Source organism: Streptomyces sp. NPDC020362 (assembly GCF_040642095.1).
Taxonomy (GTDB): domain Bacteria; phylum Actinomycetota; class Actinomycetes; order Streptomycetales; family Streptomycetaceae; genus Streptomyces.
Map to the genome: position 1 here is coordinate 1 of NZ_JBFAET010000051.1, position 20,828 is coordinate 20,828.

20 protein-coding genes are annotated in these 20,828 nt (G+C 72.3%); 10 read left to right on the top strand and 10 right to left on the bottom strand.

Features of this window, described 5'->3' with window-relative positions; all coding sequences use genetic code 11:
• The coding region (locus AB0H32_RS20125) for a saccharopine dehydrogenase C-terminal domain-containing protein (RefSeq protein WP_361122064.1) at nt 1-1,113 on the top strand (1,113 nt) is incomplete at its 5' end.
• A 95-nt stretch (nt 1,114-1,208) separates the two neighbouring features.
• Nucleotides 1,209-1,454, top strand: coding sequence for a WhiB family transcriptional regulator (locus AB0H32_RS20130; protein ID WP_361122067.1), 246 nt, complete (start codon nt 1,209-1,211; stop codon nt 1,452-1,454).
• Between the two features lie 21 nt (nt 1,455-1,475).
• Here the strand turns inward: AB0H32_RS20130 and AB0H32_RS20135 are convergent, their stop codons facing one another.
• From AB0H32_RS20135 to AB0H32_RS20150, 4 genes are read right to left on the bottom strand one after another with little or no spacing between them, the layout of a single operon-like run.
• Nucleotides 1,476-3,305, bottom strand: a complete 1,830-nt coding sequence (locus AB0H32_RS20135) for a HAMP domain-containing sensor histidine kinase (protein ID WP_361122070.1) — start codon at nt 3,303-3,305, stop codon at nt 1,476-1,478.
• Nucleotides 3,302-4,009: a response regulator transcription factor gene (locus AB0H32_RS20140; RefSeq protein WP_361122073.1), complete on the bottom strand. Its 708-nt coding sequence runs from the start codon at nt 4,007-4,009 to the stop codon at nt 3,302-3,304. The genes AB0H32_RS20135 and AB0H32_RS20140 overlap by 4 nt, the downstream gene beginning before the upstream one ends.
• 11 nt (nt 4,010-4,020) lie before the next feature.
• The gene (locus AB0H32_RS20145; RefSeq protein WP_361122076.1) at nt 4,021-4,281 is read right to left on the bottom strand and encodes a hypothetical protein; all 261 of its coding nucleotides are present in this window, start codon (nt 4,279-4,281) and stop codon (nt 4,021-4,023) included.
• Nucleotides 4,282-4,322: 41 nt separating this feature from the next.
• Nucleotides 4,323-5,750 carry a M1 family metallopeptidase gene (locus tag AB0H32_RS20150; protein ID WP_361122079.1) on the bottom strand — a complete coding sequence of 476 codons (1,428 nt, stop codon included), beginning with the start codon at nt 5,748-5,750 and terminating at the stop codon, nt 4,323-4,325.
• A gap of 165 nt (nt 5,751-5,915) precedes the next feature.
• Here AB0H32_RS20150 and AB0H32_RS20155 point away from each other — a divergent pair, with 165 nt between their 5' ends.
• A complete protein-coding gene (locus AB0H32_RS20155; protein ID WP_361122082.1) occupies nt 5,916-6,266 on the top strand; it encodes a DUF488 family protein in 351 nt (116 codons plus the stop codon).
• A gap of 2 nt (nt 6,267-6,268) precedes the next feature.
• On the opposite strand, the gene AB0H32_RS20160 is transcribed toward AB0H32_RS20155, so the two are convergent.
• Together AB0H32_RS20160 and AB0H32_RS20165 are read right to left on the bottom strand one after the other, a co-directional pair.
• Nucleotides 6,269-7,942 (bottom strand): FAD-binding dehydrogenase, encoded by a 1,674-nt coding sequence (locus AB0H32_RS20160; protein ID WP_361122203.1) that lies wholly within the window; start codon nt 7,940-7,942, stop codon nt 6,269-6,271.
• Between the two features lie 35 nt (nt 7,943-7,977).
• Complete coding sequence (locus tag AB0H32_RS20165; RefSeq protein WP_361122085.1) at nt 7,978-8,604, bottom strand: TetR/AcrR family transcriptional regulator; 627 nt, start codon at nt 8,602-8,604, stop codon at nt 7,978-7,980.
• Nucleotides 8,605-8,716: 112 nt separating this feature from the next.
• Between AB0H32_RS20165 and AB0H32_RS20170 the strand changes: the two genes are divergently transcribed.
• Together AB0H32_RS20170 and AB0H32_RS20175 are read left to right on the top strand one after the other, a co-directional pair.
• Nucleotides 8,717-9,346 carry an alpha-ketoglutarate-dependent dioxygenase AlkB gene (locus tag AB0H32_RS20170; RefSeq protein ID WP_361122088.1) on the top strand — a complete coding sequence of 210 codons (630 nt, stop codon included), beginning with the start codon at nt 8,717-8,719 and terminating at the stop codon, nt 9,344-9,346.
• Between the two features lie 43 nt (nt 9,347-9,389).
• Nucleotides 9,390-10,667 carry a DUF4032 domain-containing protein gene (locus AB0H32_RS20175; protein WP_361122091.1) on the top strand — a complete coding sequence of 426 codons (1,278 nt, stop codon included), beginning with the start codon at nt 9,390-9,392 and terminating at the stop codon, nt 10,665-10,667.
• On the opposite strand, the gene AB0H32_RS20180 is transcribed toward AB0H32_RS20175, so the two are convergent.
• Both AB0H32_RS20180 and AB0H32_RS20185 read right to left on the bottom strand, forming a co-directional pair.
• Nucleotides 10,668-11,534: a universal stress protein gene (locus tag AB0H32_RS20180; protein ID WP_361122094.1), complete on the bottom strand. Its 867-nt coding sequence runs from the start codon at nt 11,532-11,534 to the stop codon at nt 10,668-10,670.
• 46 nt (nt 11,535-11,580) lie between these two features.
• Nucleotides 11,581-12,537: an LLM class flavin-dependent oxidoreductase gene (locus AB0H32_RS20185; RefSeq protein WP_361122097.1), complete on the bottom strand. Its 957-nt coding sequence runs from the start codon at nt 12,535-12,537 to the stop codon at nt 11,581-11,583.
• A 61-nt stretch (nt 12,538-12,598) separates the two neighbouring features.
• On the opposite strand from AB0H32_RS20185, the gene AB0H32_RS20190 reads away from it, so the two are divergent.
• The 5 genes from AB0H32_RS20190 (at nt 12,599) to AB0H32_RS20210 (ending at nt 17,112) form a co-directional block, all read left to right on the top strand.
• Complete coding sequence (locus AB0H32_RS20190) at nt 12,599-13,069, top strand: MarR family winged helix-turn-helix transcriptional regulator (protein ID WP_361122100.1); 471 nt, start codon at nt 12,599-12,601, stop codon at nt 13,067-13,069.
• A gap of 20 nt (nt 13,070-13,089) precedes the next feature.
• Entirely contained in the window at nt 13,090-13,443 is a 354-nt protein-coding gene (locus AB0H32_RS20195; protein WP_361122103.1) for a VOC family protein, read from the top strand.
• Between the two features lie 173 nt (nt 13,444-13,616).
• On the top strand, nt 13,617-15,293 hold the full coding sequence (locus AB0H32_RS20200; RefSeq protein WP_361122105.1) for an FAD-dependent oxidoreductase: 1,677 nt from the start codon (nt 13,617-13,619) through the stop codon (nt 15,291-15,293).
• Nucleotides 15,290-16,765: an ATP-binding protein gene (locus AB0H32_RS20205; RefSeq protein ID WP_361122108.1), complete on the top strand. Its 1,476-nt coding sequence runs from the start codon at nt 15,290-15,292 to the stop codon at nt 16,763-16,765. The genes AB0H32_RS20200 and AB0H32_RS20205 overlap by 4 nt, the downstream gene beginning before the upstream one ends.
• Nucleotides 16,762-17,112 (top strand): UBP-type zinc finger domain-containing protein, encoded by a 351-nt coding sequence (locus AB0H32_RS20210; protein ID WP_361122111.1) that lies wholly within the window; start codon nt 16,762-16,764, stop codon nt 17,110-17,112. Before AB0H32_RS20205 ends, AB0H32_RS20210 begins: the two co-directional genes overlap by 4 nt.
• Before the next feature lie 96 nt (nt 17,113-17,208).
• Here AB0H32_RS20210 and AB0H32_RS20215 read toward each other — a convergent pair whose 3' ends face one another.
• The gene (locus AB0H32_RS20215) at nt 17,209-18,453 is read right to left on the bottom strand and encodes an SGNH/GDSL hydrolase family protein (RefSeq protein ID WP_361122114.1); all 1,245 of its coding nucleotides are present in this window, start codon (nt 18,451-18,453) and stop codon (nt 17,209-17,211) included.
• The gene (locus AB0H32_RS20220) at nt 18,450-20,810 is read right to left on the bottom strand and encodes a glycoside hydrolase N-terminal domain-containing protein (RefSeq protein WP_361122117.1); all 2,361 of its coding nucleotides are present in this window, start codon (nt 20,808-20,810) and stop codon (nt 18,450-18,452) included. The genes AB0H32_RS20215 and AB0H32_RS20220 overlap by 4 nt, the downstream gene beginning before the upstream one ends.
• Nucleotides 20,811-20,828 lie beyond the last annotated feature (18 nt).

Below are 20,828 nucleotides of genomic sequence, written 5' to 3' on the forward strand. Positions count from 1 at the left end.
CGGGCCGAGGCGGCCGTCGCGGCGCTAGGCGACGCCGGGGACCGGTTCCGCGCCGAGCGCGTCGACGCGGGCGACGAGGACGCCGTGGCCGGGCTGCTCGCCCGCCACGGCTGCGACGTCCTGCTCAACGCCACCGACCCGCGCTTCGTCATGCCCCTGTTCCGGGCGGCAGGCGCGACCGGTGCGACATACGTGGACATGGCGATGTCGCTGTCCCGGGCGCACCCCGAGCGCCCGTACGAGGAGTGCGGCACCAAGCTGGGCGACGAGCAGTTCGCGCTGGCCGGCGAGTGGGAGAAGGCGGGTGCGCTCGCCCTGGTCGGCATGGGGGTGGAGCCCGGGCTGTCGGACGTGTTCGCGCGGTACGCGGCCGACGAACTCTTCGACACCATCGAGGAGATCGGCATCCGCGACGGTGCGAACCTCACCGTCGACGGCCACGACTTCGCGCCTTCCTTCAACATCTGGACCACCATCGAGGAGTGCCTGAACCCGCCGGTCGTCTACGAGGAGGGCCGCGGCTGGTTCACCACGCCTCCGTTCAGCGAGCCGGAGGTGTTCGACTTTCCGGAGGGCATCGGGCCGGTGGAGTGCGTGAACGTCGAGCACGAGGAGGTGCTGCTGGTGCCGCGCTGGGTCGGCGCCGGGCGCGTCACCTTCAAGTACGGACTGGGCCGGGAGTTCATCGAGACGCTGAAGACGCTGCACCTGCTGGGGCTCGACCGCACCGCGCCCGTGACCGTGGCCGGCGCGGACGGGCCGGTCGCCGTCTCGCCGCGGGACGTGGTCGCCGCGTGCCTGCCGGATCCGGCGACGCTGGGCGAGCGCATGCGGGGCAAGACGTGCGCGGGCACCTGGGTGCGCGGCACCAAGGACGGGGCGCCGCGCGAGGTGTACCTGTATCACGTGGTCGACAACGAGTGGTCCATGGCCGAGTACGGCTGCCAGGCGGTGGTGTGGCAGACGGCGGTCAATCCGGTCGTCGCCCTCGAACTCCTCGCCACCGGTGCCTGGTCGGGCACGGGCGTCCTGGGACCGGAGGCGTTTCCCGCCGGTCCGTTCCTCGACCTGCTGACCGCGTACGGCTCCCCGTGGGGCCTGCGCGAGCAGTGACCGGATGCCGTTGTTTGGCAGTCGTCTCGACGGTGACCCGAACTCGCGTTACACAGATGCAAGGGCGCGGACGACATCGATCGCAGGTGACTTCCATGGGCAACTGGCGAGACCTGGCCGCGTGCCGCCACGCGGACCCCGACCTCTTCTTCCCGATCGGCACCACCGGGCCCGCGACACTGCAGACGCAGCGGGCCAAGGCGGTGTGCGCCTGCTGCCGGGTCCGGGAGCAGTGCCTCGAGTGGGCCATGGGAGCGGGGCAGTCGGTCGGCATCTGGGGCGGCACGACGGAGACGGAACGCCGTGCGCTGCACCGGCGTGGGGGTGCGCGGCGCCCCTGATCCCGCGCAGGGCGCCGTTCCTCATCCCTCCGCCGGCGGCGCCGCGGGCAACCGCAGGGTGAACAGCGCGCCTTCGCCGGGCTCGCTCGCCGCTTCGGCCGTGCCGTCGTGGGCCGCGACCAGGTGGCGGACGATCGACAGGCCGAGGCCGCTGCCGCCGGTGCGGCGGCTGCGGGACTTCTCGGCGCGCCAGAACCGGTCGAAGACGTGCGGGAGGTCCTCGGGCGCGATGCCGGCGCCGGTGTCGGCGACGGTGAGGACCACCTCATCGCCCACCAGGCGGGCGGTCAGCGTGACCGTGCCGTCGGCGGGTGTGTGACGCAGTGCGTTGGAGACCAGGTTCCCGAGGGCCTGCCGCATCCGTACCGGGTCGGCCTCCAGCCAGGCCGAGTCGTCGGCCTCGGTGACCAGGGCGACGCCGGCCGCGTCGGCGGCCACCCGGTGTGCGGCGGCGACCTGTCCGAGCAGGTCGCCGGCCGGGACCGGCTCGCGGTGCAGGCGCAGGGTGCCCGCGTCGGCGGCCGCGAGATCCTGCAGGTCGTCGATGATCCGCTGGAGCACCAGCGACTCCTCGTGCAGCGAGGCGAGCAGGGCGGGATCGGGGGCGACGACGCCGTCGCGCACGACCTCCAGCCAGCCGCGGATGTTGGTGAGCGGGCTGCGCAGCTCGTGGGCGATGTCGCTGACCATGGCCTTGCGCTGGGCCTCCAGGCGCTCGCGGCGCTCGGTCAGGTCGTTGAACGCCTCGGCGAGGATGCCGGTCTCGTCCCGGGTGGTCACCGGCACCCGCACGTGCAGTTCGGGCGGTTGCTGTGCGGCCGCGGTCAGCGCGCGCAGGGGCCGTACGAGCCGGACGGCGACGACGGCGGTCACGGCGACGGTGACGGCGAGGACCAGTCCGGCCGCACCGATCACCTTGGCCTTGTTGGCCGCGGACATGTCGAAGCGGGAGGGATTCTGGTCACCGATGCCGAGGAACAGCTCGGCCACCGGGGCGACATAGGGCTCCAGCTGGGTGCGGCGGGCGCCGAGCACACAGCGCTGCTCGGCCTGCGTGGCGGCCTTGATGTTGCGTGTCTTCGCGTACTTGGTGAGCAGATCGCCGGCGCCCAGGGGATCCTTTCCGCTGGGGTCGAAGGTGAGGTACAGCGGACCGCCGAAGTCGATGCCCGCCTGCTTCAGGCAGGGGCGGGCCAGCCCTGCGAGGTCGGTCAGGGCCCGCTCTTCGGTCGGGGTGGGGATGTTCAGCTCTCCGTCCGCGCAGCTCTGGGCGGCGTAGGAGGTGTCGGTGCCCTCCGGGCTGCTGAGCACGGGACGTCCGCTCGGGGTCCGCACCACGGTGGCGTCGACGCCGAACCGCTCGTAGCACGCCCTGCGCTTGGCGGCGAGCGCGTCCAGCCGGTCCCGCTCCTTCGCCGTGACCCGGTACGGGCCGACGATCCGCGGGTCGATGCCGCTGAGCTGGGCCCCGGTCTCGGTGTAGGTGTCGGTGCGCAGGGGGTCGACGGTGGCGGCGGGCCGGGGCGGCAGTGGGGTGCCGCGCGGCGCGGAGTCGGCGACCAGGGTGCGGTCGGCGCTGGTGAGGGCGATCCGCCGACCGGTCTCGTGGGCCAGGTCGTGGACGGTGCGCCGGACGTCCGACCAGTCGGGGTGGGTGGCCGCGTAGCCGCTGAGCCGGGCCAGGATGCTGTTGTCGGCGGCGAGGTCCTGGCCCTGCTCCTCCTTGAGGGCGCTGGTGGTGGTCGTCACCGCGAGCCAGGCGGTGGCCGCGACCGAGCAGACGGCGATGAGCGCCGAGACGGACAGCAGCCGGACGAGCAGCCGTTTGCGCAGCGGTGTCCGGCGCTTCACGGCCGTGCGCCGCTCAGCTTGTAGCCGACGCCGAACACGGTCAGCAGGCGGACGGGCCGCCGTGGGTCGGCCTCGATCTTGCGGCGCAGGTTCATGATGTGCACGTCGACGGCCCGCTCGGTGGAGGCCCGGTCGAAGCCCCGGGTGCACTGGAGCAGTTGCCGCCGCGAGAAGACCCGGTCCGGCTCCGCGGTCATGGCGAGCAGGATCTGGAACTCGGCCGGCGTGCAGTCGACCGGCGCCCCGTCGCAGCGCACCTCGTGGCGGACCGGATCGACGTCGATCCCCGCGGCTCGTTGGACGGGGTCGTCGTCCCTGAGGCTCGCGCCGCGCCCGCTGCGCCTGAGGACCGTGCGGATGCGGGCCATCAGCTCGCGCGGGCTGTACGGCTTGGTCATGTAGTCGTCGGCGCCCAGTTCCAGGCCGAGCAGCACGTCGTCCTCGGCGGCGCGGGCCGTGAGCATGACCACGGGGATGCCCGGGTCCTCCGCCTCACCGCGCAGCACCCGGCACACGCCGAAGCCGTCGATCACCGGGAGCATCAGGTCGAGCACGACGAGGTCGGGTCTCAGGCGCCGGGCGGCGTCGAGCGCGGCCGCGCCGTCGTGCACCACCGTGGCGGTGTGTCCCTCGGCCAGCAGGGAGCGGCGGATGAGTTCGGCCTGCTTCTCGTCGTCCTCGGCGACCAGCACATGTGCGCACACGAGTTCGGATCCTAGGCGGCTCGGCGGGCGAGCCGGTCGGCGTACCCCATGACGACGACCGGGTGCCGGCCCGGGGCCAGGGTGCGCAGCAGCTCCTTCGTGCGGGCCGTCGGTGCGGGGCCGGCCGTCGGCGCCGGGCGGGGTGCGGAGCCGGCGGTCGGCGCCGGGCGGCCTGCGGGGGTGCGGCGCTCGGTCGCCTCGGCTCCGCCGCCGCAGCCGGTGAGCAGCGGCGGGGAGGCGAGGAGAGCGACGGCGGTCCTGCGACGGATCATGGGTCGACCATGGCCGACAGTTGTTTGGAACCCGTCAGGGTTCAGGCGTTCTTCGGCTTGCCCTTGGTGTAGAGCCAGGTGTGGAACAGCCCGTCCAGGTTCTTTCCGGACGCACACTCCGCGAGCCGCTGGAACTGGGCCGTCGTACCGTGCCCGGCGCGGTGCGCGGCCGCCCAGGAGCGCAGGATCCGGAAGAAGTCCGGGTCGCCGACGGCCTTGCGCAGCTCGTGCAGCGCCATGGCGCCGCGGGCGTACACGGGTGTGCCGAAGAGGTTCTTGCCACTGCCCGGATCACCGGCCGGGTAGGCCCACAGGCCGTCGGTCGCCGGGCGGGCGTAGAGGTGGTCGAAGGTCTTCTGGGCGCTGTCGCCGCCGTGCTGCTCGCTGTAGAGCCACTCGGCGTAGGTCGCGAAGCCCTCGTTGAGCCAGATGTCCTTCCACGAGGTCAGCGAGACGGAGTCGCCGAACCACTGGTGGGCGCTCTCGTGGACGAGGGTGGTCAGGTCGGGCGCCGAGTCGTAGACGGGCCGGGTCTGGGTCTCCAGGGCGTAACCGACGTCCGGGGCGTGGTCGACGATCGCACCCGCGGCGCGGAAGGGGTAGGGCCCGAACAGCCCGCTCTCCCAGGCGAGGACGGAGGGCAGCTTCTTGAGCACCGGTGCGGACGCGTGCGCTTCGCGGGGGTCGACGGCGTTGTAGACCCGGATGCCGTCGCGGGTGGTGTACTGCTCCACCTTGAACGTGCCGACGGTGGCGGTGGCGAGGTAGGCGGCCATGGGTGCGGCCTCGTGCCAGCGGAAGGTGGTGAGGCCGTGTGCGGTGTGCTGCCCGCGCAGGACTCCGTTGGCGACGGCGGTGCGCCCCTCGGGGACCGTGATGGTGAAGTCGTAGGACGACTTGTCCTTGGGGTGGCTGTTGGCCGGGAACCAGGTCATCGCGCCCTGGGGCTCACCCGCGACGAACGCCCCGTCGTCGGTGGGTATCCAGCCGTCGGCGGAGCCGTCCGGGTCGGTGACCGGCTTGGGGGTGCCGTGGTAGGAGACCGTGATGCGGAACTTCTGGTCCTTGCGCAGGGCGTGGCTCGGGGTGACGACGAGTTCCTGGCCGCTGCGGCGGAAGCCGGCGGCGGCGCGGTCGACGGTGACGCCGGTGACCGTCAGGCCCTTGAGGTCGAGGTCGAAGCGGCCGAGCCGCTGGGTGGCGCGGGCGGTGAGGACCGCCCTGCCGTCCAGGTGCCGGGAGGCGGTGTCGTAGCGGAGCGTCAGGTCGTAGTGGCTCACGTGATAGCCGCCGTTGCCGCTGAGCGGGAAGTAGGGGTCGCCGGCCCCGGCCGCGCCGGTCGTGCCGGCCGCGGCCGGTCCGGCGGCGCCGAGCAGCGCCGCGACGGCGACGGGGACGGTGGCGAGAACAGCCTCGCGGCGGAGGACTGCGGTGCGGCGTCTTGCGGTCTGCCGGCGGGGGGTCGTCACATGCGCTCCTCGGGGTGGCGGGTGATCGATCGGCCCACAGACTAGGGGCGCCGGCACGCCGGTTTCCCCCTCATTCTGGTCAAGTCGAGCCGCGTCGCCACCCGGCGGACCGGACCCGCCGCAGTACTCTCGCGGGACCGTCCGCAACCCGAGAAGGGCCCCGCCGTGAGCGTGCGTGTACGCCGTATCTACGACCCGCCCGAGCCCGACGACGGCCTGCGGGTGCTGGTGGACCGACTCTGGCCGCGCGGCCTCGCGAAGGAGGCGGCCCGCATCGACGAGTGGCCGAAGGGCCTCACGCCGTCGACGGAACTGCGCCGCTGGTTCCACGCCGACGAAGGCTCCTACGAGGAGTTCCGGGACCGCTACCAGGCGGAGCTCGCGGCTCCTGAGGCCGCCGAACTGCTCGACGGCCTCAGGAAGTCGGTCCGCAAGGGCCCGGTGACGCTGCTGACGGCCTCCAAGAAGCCGGAGCAGAACCACGCCACGGTGCTGGCGGAGTTGCTGCAGGGCTGAGTTCAGCCGGTCTGCTTCGCCGCCGCCCGGCCCGCCGCGCGGCCCGAGAACAGGCAGCCGCCGAGGAAGGTGCCCTCCAGGGCGTTGTAGCCGTGGACGCCGCCGCCCCCGAAGCCGGCGACCTCGCCGGCCGCGTAGAGCCCGTCGACGGGCGTGCCGTCGGTGCCGAGGGCGCGGGAGTCGAGGTCGGTCTGGATGCCGCCGAGGGTCTTGCGGGTCAGGACGTGCAGCCGGACGCCGATCAGGGGGCCCGCGGCCGGGTCGAGGATGCGGTGCGGGGCGGCGACCCGGCCGAGGCGGTCGCCGATGTAGCGCCTGGCGTTGCGGATGCCCTGGACCTGGGAGTCCTTGCTGTATGAGTTGGCGATCTGCAGGTCGCGGGCCTCGATCTGGCGGCGTACCCCGGCCGCGTCCAGCAGGGACTTGCCGGTCAGGGCGTTCATCTTCTCGACCAGCTGCTCCAGGGTGTTCGCGGTGACGAAGTCCGCGCCCTTGTCGAGGAAGGCCTGCACGGGTGCGGGGGCGCCCTTGCCGAGGAGCCGGTCGCGCAGCACGGCCCCCCGGTCCTTGGCGGTGATGTCCGGGTTCTGCTCGGAGCCGGAGAGCGCGAACTCCTTCTCGATGATCTTCCGGGTGAGGACGAACCAGGAGTGGTCGTACCCGGCGATGTCCTCGGTGGTGCGCAGGTACTTGAGGGTGCCCAGGGTGTCGTAGCCGGGCAGGCAGGGGTCGGGCAGGCGGCGGCCGAGGGCGTCCAGCCAGATGGAGGACGGGCCGGGCAGGATGCGGATGCCGTGGCCGGCCCAGACGGGGTTCCAGTTCTGCAGGCCCTCGGTGTAGTGCCACATCCGGTCCCGGTTGACCAGGCGCACGCCCGCCTCGGCGCTGATGTCGAGCATGCGGCCGTCCACGTAGGCGGGGACTCCGGTGACCATCTCGGCGGGGGGCGTGCCGAGCCGCTCGGGCCAGTAGCGCCGGACGATGTCGTGGTCGGCGCCGATGCCGCCGGTGGTGACGATCACGGCCTGGGCGGTGAGTTCGAAGTCGCCGATGCGTTCACGGTTGGAGGCGGCGCCGCGCGGCGCGTCGTCGTCGGCGAGGACGGTGCCGCGCACCCCGTGCGCTGCTCCGCCCTCGATGACCAGCTCGTCCACACGGTGGCGGTGGTAGAAGGTGAGCAGCCCGTCCCGGGCGGCCTGCCGCGCGTGGCGGACGAAGGGTTCGACCACACCGGTGCCGGTGCCCCAGGCGATGTGGAAGCGGGGAACGGAATTGCCGTGCCCGTCCGCCCTGAGGTCGCCGCGCTCGGCCCAGCCGACGGTCGGCAGCAGGGCGATGCCATGGCTCTCCAGCCAGGACCGCTTCTCGCCGGCGGCGAACTCGACGTAGGCGCGAGCCCAGCGCACCGCCCAGGAGTCCTCGTCCTCCAGCCGGTCGAACTGCGCGCTGCCGCGCCAGTCGTTCCAGGCGAGGGCGAAGGAGTCCTTGATGCCGAGGCGGCGCTGCTCGGGCGAGTCGACGAGGAAGAGCCCGCCGAAGGACCAGAACGCCTGGCCGCCGAGGTTGGCGGCGTTCTCCTGGTCGACCAGGGCCACGCGCCGGCCCCGGCTGGTGAGTTCGTGCGCCGCGACCAGGCCGGCGAGGCCCGCTCCGACGACGATGACGTCCGCGTCCATGGCGGCCATGGCGTCTGTGTCCTTCCGTCTGCGACTCATTCGGGGGTGCCGCTGCCGTCGGTCAGCAGGGCGGTGAGCAGCTGCTTGAGCCAGCCGCGGGCGGCGTCGGCGTCCTTGTCCAGCAGCAGCTGGGTGGTGACGCCGTCGTAGGCCGCGACCACCGCGCGGGCGGCGCCGTCGACGTCGCCGAGGACGGCGGGCAGTTCGGTGTGGCCCCGGGCCTTGGAGAGCCGGTCGGCGATGGCCTGCCGGAGCCGGCTGCGGTGGTCGAGGAGTGCCTGGGCGACGGCCGGATCGCGGGCCGCGTGCACCAGGAAGTCGGTCTTCACCAACAGCCAGTCCACGTCGAGCAGCAGGACCTCGGTGACCCGGTCCACGGAGGCGGGCACGTCGAGGTCCGGACCGTCCTGGGCGAGGGCGTCGGCCACCTGGGAGGCAATGAGGTCGGCGCGTTCCCGGTAGAGGGCGAAGAACAGCTCGTCGAGGGTGGCGAAGTTGGAGTAGAAGGCGCCCCGGCTGTAGCCGGCGGCCTCGCAGACCTCCTCGATGGACACCCGGCCGTAGCCCTGGGCGGCGAACACCGCGAAAGCGGCGTCGAGCAGGTTGGCCCGTGTCCGGGCCCGCCGTCGGGTGACCCGCCGGGCCGTGTCCTGTGCCGTCATCGCCGAGACCTCCGTTCGATACAGCAATGTATCCGATACACCGATGTATCGAAAGGGCTCCCCATCAGCTCCCAATGGGAACGTATTTTCGATTCAGGAGTACGCTGGGCCCATGTCCACGCACCTCCAGGGCTCCCTGTTCGACCAGACCGACGAGCTGCGGCTCGGCAGCCTCGACGGGCTGCGCCGGACCGAACTGGACCTCGGCGCCTGGATCGACGTGCTGCCGGGCTGGCTGAGCGGTGCCGACGCCCTGTTCGAGCAGTTGGCGGCCGAGGTCCCGTGGCGGGCCGAACGCCGCAAGATGTACGACAACGTGGTCGCCGTACCGCGGCTGCTCGCCTTCTACGCGGCCCGCGACCCACTGCCGCACCCCGTCCTCGACGAGGCTCGCGTGGCCCTGTCCGCGCACTACGCCCCGGAGCTGGGCGAGCCGTTCACGACCGCCGGGCTGTGCTTCTACCGCGACGGCCGGGACAGCGTCGCCTGGCACGGCGACCGGATCGGGCGGGGCGCCCGCGAGGACACGATGGTGGCGATCCTCTCCGTCGGCGCGCCCCGGGACCTGCTGCTGCGGCCGGCGGGAGCCAGCGGCACCACGGTCCGGCGGCCGCTCGGGCACGGCGACCTCATCGTGATGGGCGGCTCCTGCCAGCGCACCTGGGAACACTGCGTCCCCAAGACCGCCCGCGCGACGGGCCCGCGCATCAGCATCCAGTTCCGGCCGCACGGCGTGCAGTGAAACCCCTGGGGGCTTTGGCCCGGCGGGCCTTAGAGTTCGCCCCATGGCCTTGCAGATCAGTGCCACGAACCCGGAGCACCCCGCGCTCCTGCTCGCGCTGCCCTGGGACGTTCCCCTGCAGGAGTGGCCGGAGGAGTACCTGGTACCGCTCCCCCGTGGCATCTCCCGGCACGTCGTGCGCTACGCGCGCGCCGGGACGGAGGTGGTCGCCGTCAAGGAGCTGGCCGAGCGGCCCGCACTGCGCGAGTACGGGCTGCTGCGCGACCTGGACCGGCTGGGCATTCCCGCCGTCGACCCGCTCGCCGTGGTCACCGGCCGCGCCGACCGCACCGGCGCCCCCCTGGAGCCGGTGCTGATCACCCGGCATCTGCGCGGCTCGCTGCCGTACCGCTCGATGTTCGAGACGACCATGCGCCCGGCGACCATGCACCGCCTGATGGACGCGCTCGCGGTGCTGCTGGTGCGGCTGCATCTGGCCGGGTTCGCGTGGGGCGACTGCTCGCTGTCCAACACGCTGTTCCGGCGGGACGCCGGCGCCTACGCCGCATACCTGGTGGACGCCGAGACCGGCGACCTGCATCCCCGGCTCAGCCCCGGGCAGCGGGATTACGACCTGGACCTGGCCCGGGTGAACATCAGCGGCGAGCTGCTGGACCTGGAGGCGTCGGGCGCGCTGCACCCGTCCGTCGACCCCGTCGAGTTCGGCCACGAGATCTGCACCCGCTACGACGCACTGTGGCAGGAGCTGACCCGCACCTCGGTGTACCCGGCGGGCAAGTACCACTACATGGAACGCCGGATACGCCGCCTCAACGACCTCGGCTTCGACGTGGCCGAGATGCAGATCGAGCACTCCGCGGGCGGCGACACGGTCACCTTCGTGCCCAAGGTCGTCGACGCCGGCCACCACCAGCGCCAGCTGCTGCGGCTGACCGGCCTCGACGCCGAGGAGAACCAGGCCCGGCGGCTGTTGGGCGACCTGGAGAGCTGGATGGCCACCCAGGACGACCACGCGCCCGGCGACCCTTCCCCGGGCTCTCGGCTTCGCTCGAGCAGGGAGGACCCCCATGCCGCCCGCCCCGAGGTGCTCGCGCACCGCTGGGTGCGGGACGTGTTCCGGCCCACCGTGCGCGCGGTCCCGCCCGAGCTGCGCGGGTCCATGGACCCGGCCGAGATCTACCACGAGCTGCTCGAACACCGCTGGTACCTGTCCGAGCGGGCCCAGCACGACATAGGCCTGGACACCGCCGTCGCGGACTACATCAGCAACGTCCTGCCCAGGGCCCGCGCGACCCTGGAGCCGACGACACCCGCCGAGTAGTCACTCGTGCGGGACGACCGCCACCGGGCAGGCGGCGTGGTGCAGCACGCCGTGCGCCACCGACCCGATGCGGGCGCCCACGGCCGTGCGGTGGGACCGCCGCCCGACGACCATCAGCTGAGCCCGCCCTGCCGCCGCGAGCAGCACCTGCCCCGCGCTGCCCATCTCGACGTGCTCGGCCACGGGCACGCCCGGGAAGCGCTCCCGCCACGGTTGCAGCGCCTCGGCCAGGGCCTTCTTCTCGAACGGCTCCAGACCGCCGACGTTGTCGAGGAGCTTGAGCGAGCCGGGGCTGTAGGCGAAGACCGGCGGCAGCGTCCAGGCCCGTACGGCCCGGACCGTGGCGCCGCGGGCGGCCGCCGTCTCGAACGCGAAGCGCAGGACCCCTGCACTGTCCTCGGGGCCGCCGTGCTGGCCGACGACGACGTCCCGCCCGCCCGCCTCCGCCGCCGGCCGGTCACCGGCCCGCACCAGGACCACGGGCCGGGCCGTCTCGGCGATCACCTGCTGTCCGACGGATCCCAGCAGGAACCCGACCATCGCACCGTGCCCGTGCGAGCCGAGCACCAGCATCTCGGCCGCCGCGGCCGCGTCGGCCAGCGCCACGGCGGCCCCGCCCTCCAGCACGTCCACGCTCACAGCCAGCTCCGGGTGGCGCTCCGCGACGCTGCGCACGGCCTCGGCCACTCCCTCCGACACCCAGCCGTGCTGTGTGTCCCGGTCGGCGGTGGCGAGCGACTCGGCATAGCGCCACGCGTGCACCACCCGCAGCGGCAGCCCCCTGCGCACGGCCTCCCGGCCGGCCCAGCCCAGCGCGGCCAGGCTCGCCTCGGTACCGTCCACCCCTGCCGTGATCGGGCGTGTCATGCGTGGGCCTCCTCGTCGTACCGCGTCCTCGTCCAGCTGGTGCCCACTATCGGGCACCCTCGCGCACGGGTACGACGATCTCGTCGACGAGCCATCGCGCGATCCGCGGAGGGTAGGGGCTGCGCAGGCTCAGCACGATGTGCGTGAAGCCCGCCCGGACGAGGCCGGCGATGGTCCTGCGGTCCCCGGCCGGGTCGTCGTAGGACACGATGTACTGCACGGAGCGGGTGATCGTCCCCGGGTCCCGGCCCACGGACGCGCAGTGGGCGTCCAGCACACGGGAGCGCTCGGCGACGCGTTCGAGGGTGTTGTGCGGTGGCCCGGGCACGTTCCAGATGTCCGCGTGCTCGGCGACCAGCCGCAGGGTTCTGGTGCCCCAGCCGCCGATCAGCAGGGGCGGGCCGGGACGCTGCACCGGCTTGGGCTCGCTGTAGGTGCCGGTGAGGGTCTGGTAGCGCCCCTGGAAGTCGAAGACCTCCTGCGTCCACATGCCCCGGAGGATGGCGATGGTCTCCGCCAGGCGGGCGATGCCCTCGGCCGGCGGGACCAGGGTGAGGCCGTAGGCAGCGTACTCGGCGACGGCGGGGTTCTCACCGGCGATGCCTCCCGCGCCGGGCGGCTGGTGCGTGCCGCCCACACCGAGGCCCATGATCAGACGGCCGCCCGAGATCACGTCCACGGTGGTCGCGATCTTGCCGAGGACGGCGGGCGGGCGGATCCGGTTGCTCGTCACCAGGAGCCCGAGCCGCAGCCGCCGGGTCCGTGCGGCCAGGGCGCCGAGCAGCGTCCAGCCCTCCAGGACGTGTCCGTCCTTCGGCCCGGCGACCGGCATCAGGTGGTCCCACAGCCAGGCGTCCGCGATGTCGGGCAGGTCGTCGGCCTCCTGCCACACGCGCAGGATCTCGTCGTAGGTCACTCTCATCGGGGTCGTCTTGATGCCGAAGGTCACCGGGTGCCCCGTCCGACCGGTCATGTCGCCCATCCCCTCACTGTCTGCCGTCATGAACGTCAGCCTAGTAAATCATCAGCGCTCCTGACTATCAGTTGGGAGATACGATGCGGTCATGACGGGCGACGCATCCACCACCGCTCTGACCTCGCGGCTCGGCTATCTGCTCAAACATGTGCACCTGCGGTTCACCGAGGCCTCCGCACAGGCACTGGCGCCCTTCGGCGTCGACGGACGCGAGCTCGCGGTGCTCGCCGTGCTCGCGGCCGACCGGCCGCTGTCGCAGATGGAGGCGGCGATCCGGATCGGCGTGGACCGGACCACGATGGTCGCCCTGGTCGACGCGCTGGAGGGCAAGGGGCTCGTGGCACGCCGCCGCAGCACCGAGGACCGCCGCCGCAACACGGTGCAGCCGACTCCGCAGGGCCAGGAACTGCTCCGCGAGGCCGAACTCGCCCGCGCGGAGGCGGAGCGCAGCTTCCTCGCCCCGCTCTCCGGCACGGACGCCGACCGGTTCCTGCGCTCGCTGCGGGCCCTGACCGGCGTCCCGGAGGACCCGGAGAAAACCAGTCCCGTGTCCCGCTGAGCGACGTCTACGCTGCCGCCATGGCCTTGGAATGGGAACAGGTGAACGTCGACGCGGCCGACCCGGTGGCGCTGGGCCGCTGGTGGGCCGAGGCGCTCGGGTGGGTGGTGGTCAACGACGCCCACGACGAGTTCGAGATCCGGCCCGCCCCGGACCGGTTGCCAGGACTGCTCTTCGCTCCGGTGCCCGAGAAGAAGACGGTCAAGAACCGGCTGCACCTCGACCTCCGTCCCGAGGACCAGGCCGCCGAGGTGGCCCGGCTGCTGTCCCTCGGGGCCCGGCACGCGGACGTCGGGCAGGACGAGCAGGCCTGGGTGGTGCTCGCGGACCCCGAGGGCAACGAGTTCTGCGTGCTGGGCGAGCGCCGCCCCTGAGACCGTCGCAACTGCCGTCTCGTAGACGGTGGAGATCGTCTGGACGGTGGAGATCGTCGTCCCTGCCTTATCCCGGGGCGAACCCGGGCGATCGAACATACGATGGGCGGGAATCGGTGCGGTGGGCCCAGCGACACCGTCCCGTGGATCCGATCGCTCGGGGTGGGAGAGGCATGGCACAGGCCGCCGAGGCAGCGCGGACCGTCATCCTGACCGTGGACGACGACCCGGGGGTCTCCCGCGCCGTCGCCCGCGATCTGAGGCGGCGCTACGGCGAGTCGTACCGGATCGTGCGCGCGGAGTCCGGGGAGTCCGCGCTCGGGGCGCTGCGCGAACTGAAGCTGCGCGGCGAGCTGGTGGCCGTGATCCTGGCCGACTACCGGATGCCGCAGATGAACGGCATCGAGTTCCTGGAGCAGGCCCTGGACGTGTACCCGGGGGCGCGGCGCGTGCTGCTCACCGCCTACGCGGACACCAACGCGGCCATCGACGCGATCAACGTCGTCGATCTCGACCACTACCTGCTCAAGCCGTGGGACCCGCCGGAGGAGAAGCTCTATCCGGTGCTGGACGACCTGCTGGAGGCTTGGCGGCACAGCGAGTACAAGTCCGTGCCCAGCACCAAGGTCGTCGGGCACCGGTGGTCGGCGCGCTCGTCCGACGTGCGCGAGTTCCTCGCCCGCAACCAGGTGCCCTACCGCTGGTACTCGGTCGAGGAGCCGGAGGGGCAGCGACTGCTGGCCGCCGCCGGGCAGGACGGGCAGCGACTGCCGCTGGTGATCACCCCGGACGGCACGACGCTGGTCGAGCCGGAGGCGCCGGAGCTGGCCGCACGGGTGGGCCTGGCGACGATGCCCACGGCCGACTTCTACGACCTCGTCGTGATCGGCGGCGGTCCCGCCGGGCTCGGCGCGGCCGTGTACGGCGCCTCGGAAGGACTGCGGACCGTCCTCGTGGAGCGGTCGGCGACCGGCGGGCAGGCCGGGCAGAGCTCCCGGATCGAGAACTACCTCGGCTTCCCCGACGGCGTCTCCGGTGCCCAGCTCACCGACCGCGCCCGGCGCCAGGCGGCCAAGTTCGGCGCGGAGATCCTGACCGCACGCGAGGTCACCGGGCTGGAGGTCAACGGGGCGGCACGCATCGTACGGTTCTCGGACGGCTCGGCGATCGCGGCGCACAGCATCATCCTGGCGACCGGGGTGCAGTACCGGCAGCTGGAGGCGCAGGGCTGCACCGACCTGACCGGCTGCGGGGTGTTCTACGGCTCCGCGCTGACCGAGGCGGCCGCCTGCCAGGGACACGACGTGTACATCGTCGGCGGCGCCAACTCCGCGGGCCAGGCGGCGATGTACCTGTCCAGGTTCGCCAAGTCGGTGACGCTGCTCGTGCGCGGCGCCGATCTGGCGGCGTCGATGTCGTACTACCTGATCCAGCAGATCAGCGAGGCCGCGAACATCTCGGTGCGCAGCCGGACGGTGGTCGACGCCGCGCACGGCTCCGACCGCCTGGAGCACCTGACGCTGCGTCATGTGACGACCGGCGACAGCGAACAGGTCGACGCCCAGTGGATGTTCGTGTTCATCGGCGCGGCCCCGCTCACCGACTGGCTGGGCGACACGGTGCTGCGCGACGAGCGCGGCTTCATCCTGGCCGGTCCCGACCTGACCGCCGACGGGCGGCCGCCGGCCGGCTGGGAACTGGACCGGCCGCCCTACCACCTGGAGACCAGCATTCCCGGCGTGTTCGTGGCGGGCGACGCACGCGCCGAGTCCGCCAAGCGTGTCGCGTCCGCCGTCGGAGAGGGAGCCATGGCCGTCATGCTCGTCCACCGGTATCTGGAGCAGTCATGAGCGGGCAGCCGATGCCGTGCAGCCCCAGGGAGATCGGCTCGCTGTTCCTCTTCGAGAAGCTGTCGCCCGAGCAGCTGGGGCGGCTGTGCTGCGAGGGCCGGGTGGAGCTGTTCCAGCCCGGGCCGGTGTACACCGAGGGCGACCCGGCCACCTGCTTCTTCGTGATGGTCGAGGGCACGGTCGTGCTCTCGCGGCGCGTCGGCGAGGACGACGTGGAGGTCATCCGCAGCTCGCAGCGCGGGGTGTACTCGGGCGCCATGCAGGCGTACATCGGGGACCGGGTGCGGCAGGTGTACAACAACTCGATGCGGGTGACGGAGCCGACGCGGTTCTTCGTGCTTCCCGCGGACACCTTTGCGGCCGTCATGAGCGAGTGGTTCCCGATGGCCGTGCACCTGCTGGAAGGCCTCTTCTTCGGCTCGAAGAGCATCCAGGCCGCCGTCGGGCAACGGGAGCGGCTGCTGGCACTCGGCTCGTTGTCCGCCGGGCTCACGCACGAGCTGAACAACCCGGCTGCGGCTGCGGTGCGGGCCACGTCGACGCTGCGCGAGCGGATCGCGAAAATGCGGCACAAGCTCGCGATCATAGCGGAAGGCCCGTTCTCACGGGACCAGTTGGCGAGTCTGATCGAGATCCAGGAGCGCACCGCCGAACGGGTCGCCAAGGCGCCGGTGCTCAGCCCGCTGGAAACCGCCGACCGGGAGGACACCCTCACGGACTGGCTGGAGGACCACGGCATCGACTACGGCTGGCAGCTGGCACCCACCTTCGTACAGGCGGGACTCGACGTCGACTGGCTGGAGCAGGTCGCGGCGGCCGTGGGCGAGGAGATCCTGCCCGGGGCGGTCGGCTGGCTCAACTACACCATCGAGACCGAGCTGCTGATGACCGAGATCGAGGACTCCACCACCCGTATCTCCCATCTCGTCGACGCGGCCAAGCAGTACTCGCAGCTGGACCGGGCGCCCTACCGGGTGGTGGACGTGCACGAACTCCTCGACAGCACACTGCTGATGCTCGCCGGGAAGATCGGTGCGCGCATCCAGGTGGTCAAGGAGTACGACCGTACGCTCCCGCAGGTCCCCGGCTATCCGGCGGAGCTGAACCAGGTGTGGACCAACCTCATCGACAACGCGGTGTCCGCCATGAACGGCGCGGGCGGGGACGGCACGCTGACCGTCAGGACCGCGCTGGACCACGAGCGGGTGCTGGTCGAGTTCCGGGACACCGGGCCCGGGATCCCGGCGGAGATCAGGAACCGTATCTTCGACCCGTTCTTCACCACCAAGCCGGTCGGCGAGGGCACCGGTCTGGGCCTGGACATCTCGTGGCGGATCGTCGTGAACAAGCACCACGGCACCCTGCAGGTCGAATCGGTGCCCGGTGACACCCGGTTCCAGGTGCTGCTGCCGCTGACCGCGGAGACGCCGGAGGAGGCGGCCGCCCTGACCACCCCCGAGGAGGCAGCATGAGCGACGAGTTGGCGATCGACCCGAAGGTTCCGCCGAGCGGCACCGGGTGCGTGGAGTGCGACGAGGGCGGCGGCTGGTGGTTCCACCTGCGCCGGTGCGCGACCTGCGGGCACATCGGCTGCTGCGACGACTCCCCCGCCAAGCACGCCACCGCCCACTACCGGTCCACCGGGCATCCGGTGATCCGCAGCTTCGAGCCGGGCGAGGACTGGTTCTGGAACTACGACACGAGCGAGGTGTTCGCCTCCGGTCCCGACCTCGCGCCGCCGGTCAGCCATCCCGAGGACCAGCCGGTGCCGGGTCCGGCCGGGCGGGTGCCGGCCGACTGGGCCGAGACGCTGCGCTGAACGGCCGCGGGACACGCACCCGCGGCCCTGAGGTTCCGGGCGGCCCGAGGAGCCGTCCGGATCGAAGGGCCCAAAGGACCCGGCCGGCCCGGAGTGTCAGCGTGTGCAGTCGAGGCTGCCCGGGCCGACGGCGTCGGCCAGGGCCTGCATCCCCTTGTCGTTGGGGTGCAGATGGTCGCCGTTGTCGAAGAAGGGCAGGATCCGCTCGGGGTCGTAGGGGCTGCGCAGGACGCGGTCGAAGTCGGTGACCGCGTCGAACTCCCCGCTGCCGCGGATGAACCGGTTGACCTCCTGCCGTACGGCTTCGGCGGCCGGGTCGAACTCTGGCCAGCCCTTGAACGGGCCCACGGTCGCGGCGACCACGCACTTGCCGGCCGCGTGCGTCCGCCGGACGATCTCCCGGTATCCGGCGATCAGATCGGCCGCGGTGACACCGGTGTGGGCCTTGAGATCGTTCACCCCCTCGAAGAGGAACACGGTGCGCACGCCCGGCTGGGACAGGACGTCCCGGTCCAGCCGGTGCAGGGCGCTCTGCCCAGCGCCGTCCGCGAGGACCTTGTTGCCGGCGATCCCCTCGTTGGCCACGCCCTTGACGTGGGTCCCGGCCTTGTTCAGGCGCCGGGCGAGGTAGTCGGGCCAGCGCCGGTCCAGGTCGGTGGTGGACTGCCAGCCGTCGGTGATGGAGTCGCCGAGCGCCACCACCGCGCCGGTGCGGGTGCTCGACGGGCGCACGGAGACGGCATCGAGGTACCACCAGGAGCCGGTCGTCCCGGTCCAGCCGGCCGCCGAGTCCTCGGCGGTGTGGTCGCCCTGGGTGAGGTACGACGTCTGCATCGCCATCCCGTGCCCGGTGGCCGGACCCGCCGCGTCCGGGGTGTGGAGGCTGACGACCAGGTTGACGGCGGCGGGGATGCTGCCGGGCAGCGGGTCGCTCCACACGGAGGAGCCCGCCGGGACGGTGACCGTACGGGCTCCGCCGAAGGTCAGCCTCCGGTTGGTGCCGGGCCGGAGTGCGGCACCCTCGCTCTGCAGGCCGGCGTGGACGTCGTCCAGGATCAGCGGGCGGTCGCCGAAGGCGTTGGACAGCCGGACGCGCAGGTCGCTTCCGGCGACGCTGGTGTGCACGACGAGCCGGTACCCGCGGTCGGCGACGCCCTCGCCGAGGCGGTCGGCGCTCGCCGCCCAGGTGACGATCCCGGAGCCCCGCGTGGTGGCCTCGGGAGGGCGGGCCACGGCCCGGGTGGGCGCGGACTGGCAGGCGACGGCCGCGAGCAGCACGGCGGCGATCCGGCCGACGCGCCAGTGATGCCGGCGGTGCGCGGGGCGCAGTGGGGCGGTCACCGGACGAAGTCCTCGAACGTGACGGACTCGCCGGGTTCGAGGCGGACCGTCCGGGACGTTCCTGCGTACCCCACGGTGGTCATGGTGCCGCCGACGCTGCGGATCCGCACCTCGGTGGGTTTCCCGTGCCGCCAGCGCAGGTCGACGACGAAGCCTCCGCGGGCCCCGGCGCCGGTGAGGGAACCTGAGGCGGCCCAGGCGTCCGGCAGGGCGGGCAGGAGTTCAAGGTGGCCGGGGCGGGAGTACAGCAGCATCTCCACGACGGCGGCCGGAGTACCGAAGTTGGCGTCGATCTGGAAGATGCCCCGGCCCTGCTCCACCTGGTAGATGTCGAAGAGGTTGGGAGCGGTGCCGTTGCTGCCGCCGCTCGACGGGCGGAGGTTGTTGACGATCAGCTGGTAGGCCTTGTCGGCGTTCTTCAGCCGGGCCCAGCACAGGGCGCGCCAGGCGTTGGCCCAGCCGAAGCTGTCCATGCCGCGGGCGGTGAGCAGGGCGGTGGCGCCCGCGACGATGTCTGCGGGCGTGGAGCCGTCGGGCCGGATGCGGTCGCCGGGGAAGAGGCCGATGAGCGGGGACAGGTGCCGGTGGGTGGTCTCGCCGAGGTTGTCGGGGGACATCCACTCCTCCAGCCAGCCCGTCCTCGGGCTCACGACCGGGAGATAGAGACGGTCGCGGAGCCCGCCGATCGTGCGGGCGTACTCGGCGTCCCGGCCCAGCAGTGCCGCCGCGGTGCGGTAGTTGCCGAACAGCGCCCGGACGAGTTCCTGGGCGTAGGTGATGCCCTTGGCGTCGAGGGGGCCCTGTTCCGGTGACCAGTCGCTGTCGGCGACGAGGACCTCCCGGCCGGTCTCCGGCAGCGTGTGGGTGAGCAACCGTGCCTCCCAGAACTCGCAGGCACCCTTGAGGAGCGGGTAGATCTTCTCCAGGTGGGCAGGCGATGCCGTGAACTCGTAGTGCTCCCACAGGGAGTTGCACAGCCAGGCGTTGCCCGCCGGGTGCCACCACCAGCCTCCTCCACCATAGGGGTTGGTGGAGATGGCGACCGTCCAGCCGGCGTTCCTGCCGCTGGAGTTGCGGTAGCGGTTGCGGGAGTCGTTGAAGAGTCTCCTGGTGACATCGGTCCAGGAGGGGAGCTGGGCCACGCAGTAGTCGGTGAACGCGTCGAAACAGGGCGACAGGCCCGCCCGGTCCGCCATCCAGTAGTTCATCTGGACGTTGATGTCGGTGTGGTAGTCGCCCATCCAGTCCGGGTCGTTCCCGTCGAGCCACAGTCCCTGCAGCCCGAGCGGGAGGCTGCCGCGGGATCCGGAGATCATCAGGTAGCGGCCGAACTGCAGGTAGGCGGCCTCCAGTTCGGGGTCCGGCACGTCGTCCCGGGCGCGTGCCCGGATCCGCTCCCAGGTGTCCAGGGCGCGCTGCCGGGGGGAGGACGTGCCGAGCCGGATGTCGAAGCGTCCGTACAGCGCCTGGTGGTCGGTGACGTGTGTACGCAGCAGCGTTTCGGCCGGGTGGCGGGCGGCGGTGCGGACCTTGGTCCGGGCGAGCGCCTCGGGGTCGACGGACGGGTTGCGGTAGTGGGCCGAGGCGTCGGGCGCGTAGTCGGTGCCGCCGCTGACCACCACGGTCAGGTCCGTGCATCCGGAGAAGGTGATACGGGGGCCGTCGACGCGGACGGTGCCACCGCTGCCGTGAGCGGTGATCGCGGCACCGTAGCGCAGTCCGCCTGCGAGCGAACCCGCGAAGGACGTGGCGCTCGGCCTCTGCTCGCCGTGGGTGCCGTCGAGGGTCACGGTGCCGGTGTAGCGGCCGCCTCCCTTCTGGGTGAAGTGCAGTACCACGACGTCGTCGGGGCGGCTCGCGAACAGCTGCCTCTGGTACGTCGCTCCGGAGCGGACGTACGAGGTGGTCACCACGCCCTGGGCCAGGTCGAGGGTGCGACGGTAGCCGGAGACGGCGCCGAGGTCGTGGTCGGGAAGGTCGACGGTGAGCCGGGCGAGCAGGGTGAAGGAGCCGAAGTCCGTGCGGCCGTAGGGGAACTGGCCGTCGGAGTCGAGCGTGTCGTTGAGGCCGCCGCTCCACAGGGTGGCGTCGGTGATCAGCAGGAGTTCCCGGCCGGGGTCGTTGGTGGCGAGGGCACCGAGGCGGCCGTTGCCGACGGGGAGGCCCTGCTGGATCAGCGAGGTCTCGTCGGCGGGCGCCTGCCACCACAGCTGGTGGCGAAGATCGGGCGCGGGCACGGTGGTGGGCCGCCGGGGGGCGGCGGTGGCGTTGGCGGTGAAGGAGGGCAGCGAGGCGAGGGCTCCGGTGGCGGCGGCGAGAGCGAGGAATCCGCGTCTGCTGGGGGTTCTGGGGTCCATGGCAAGCTCCGAAACTCG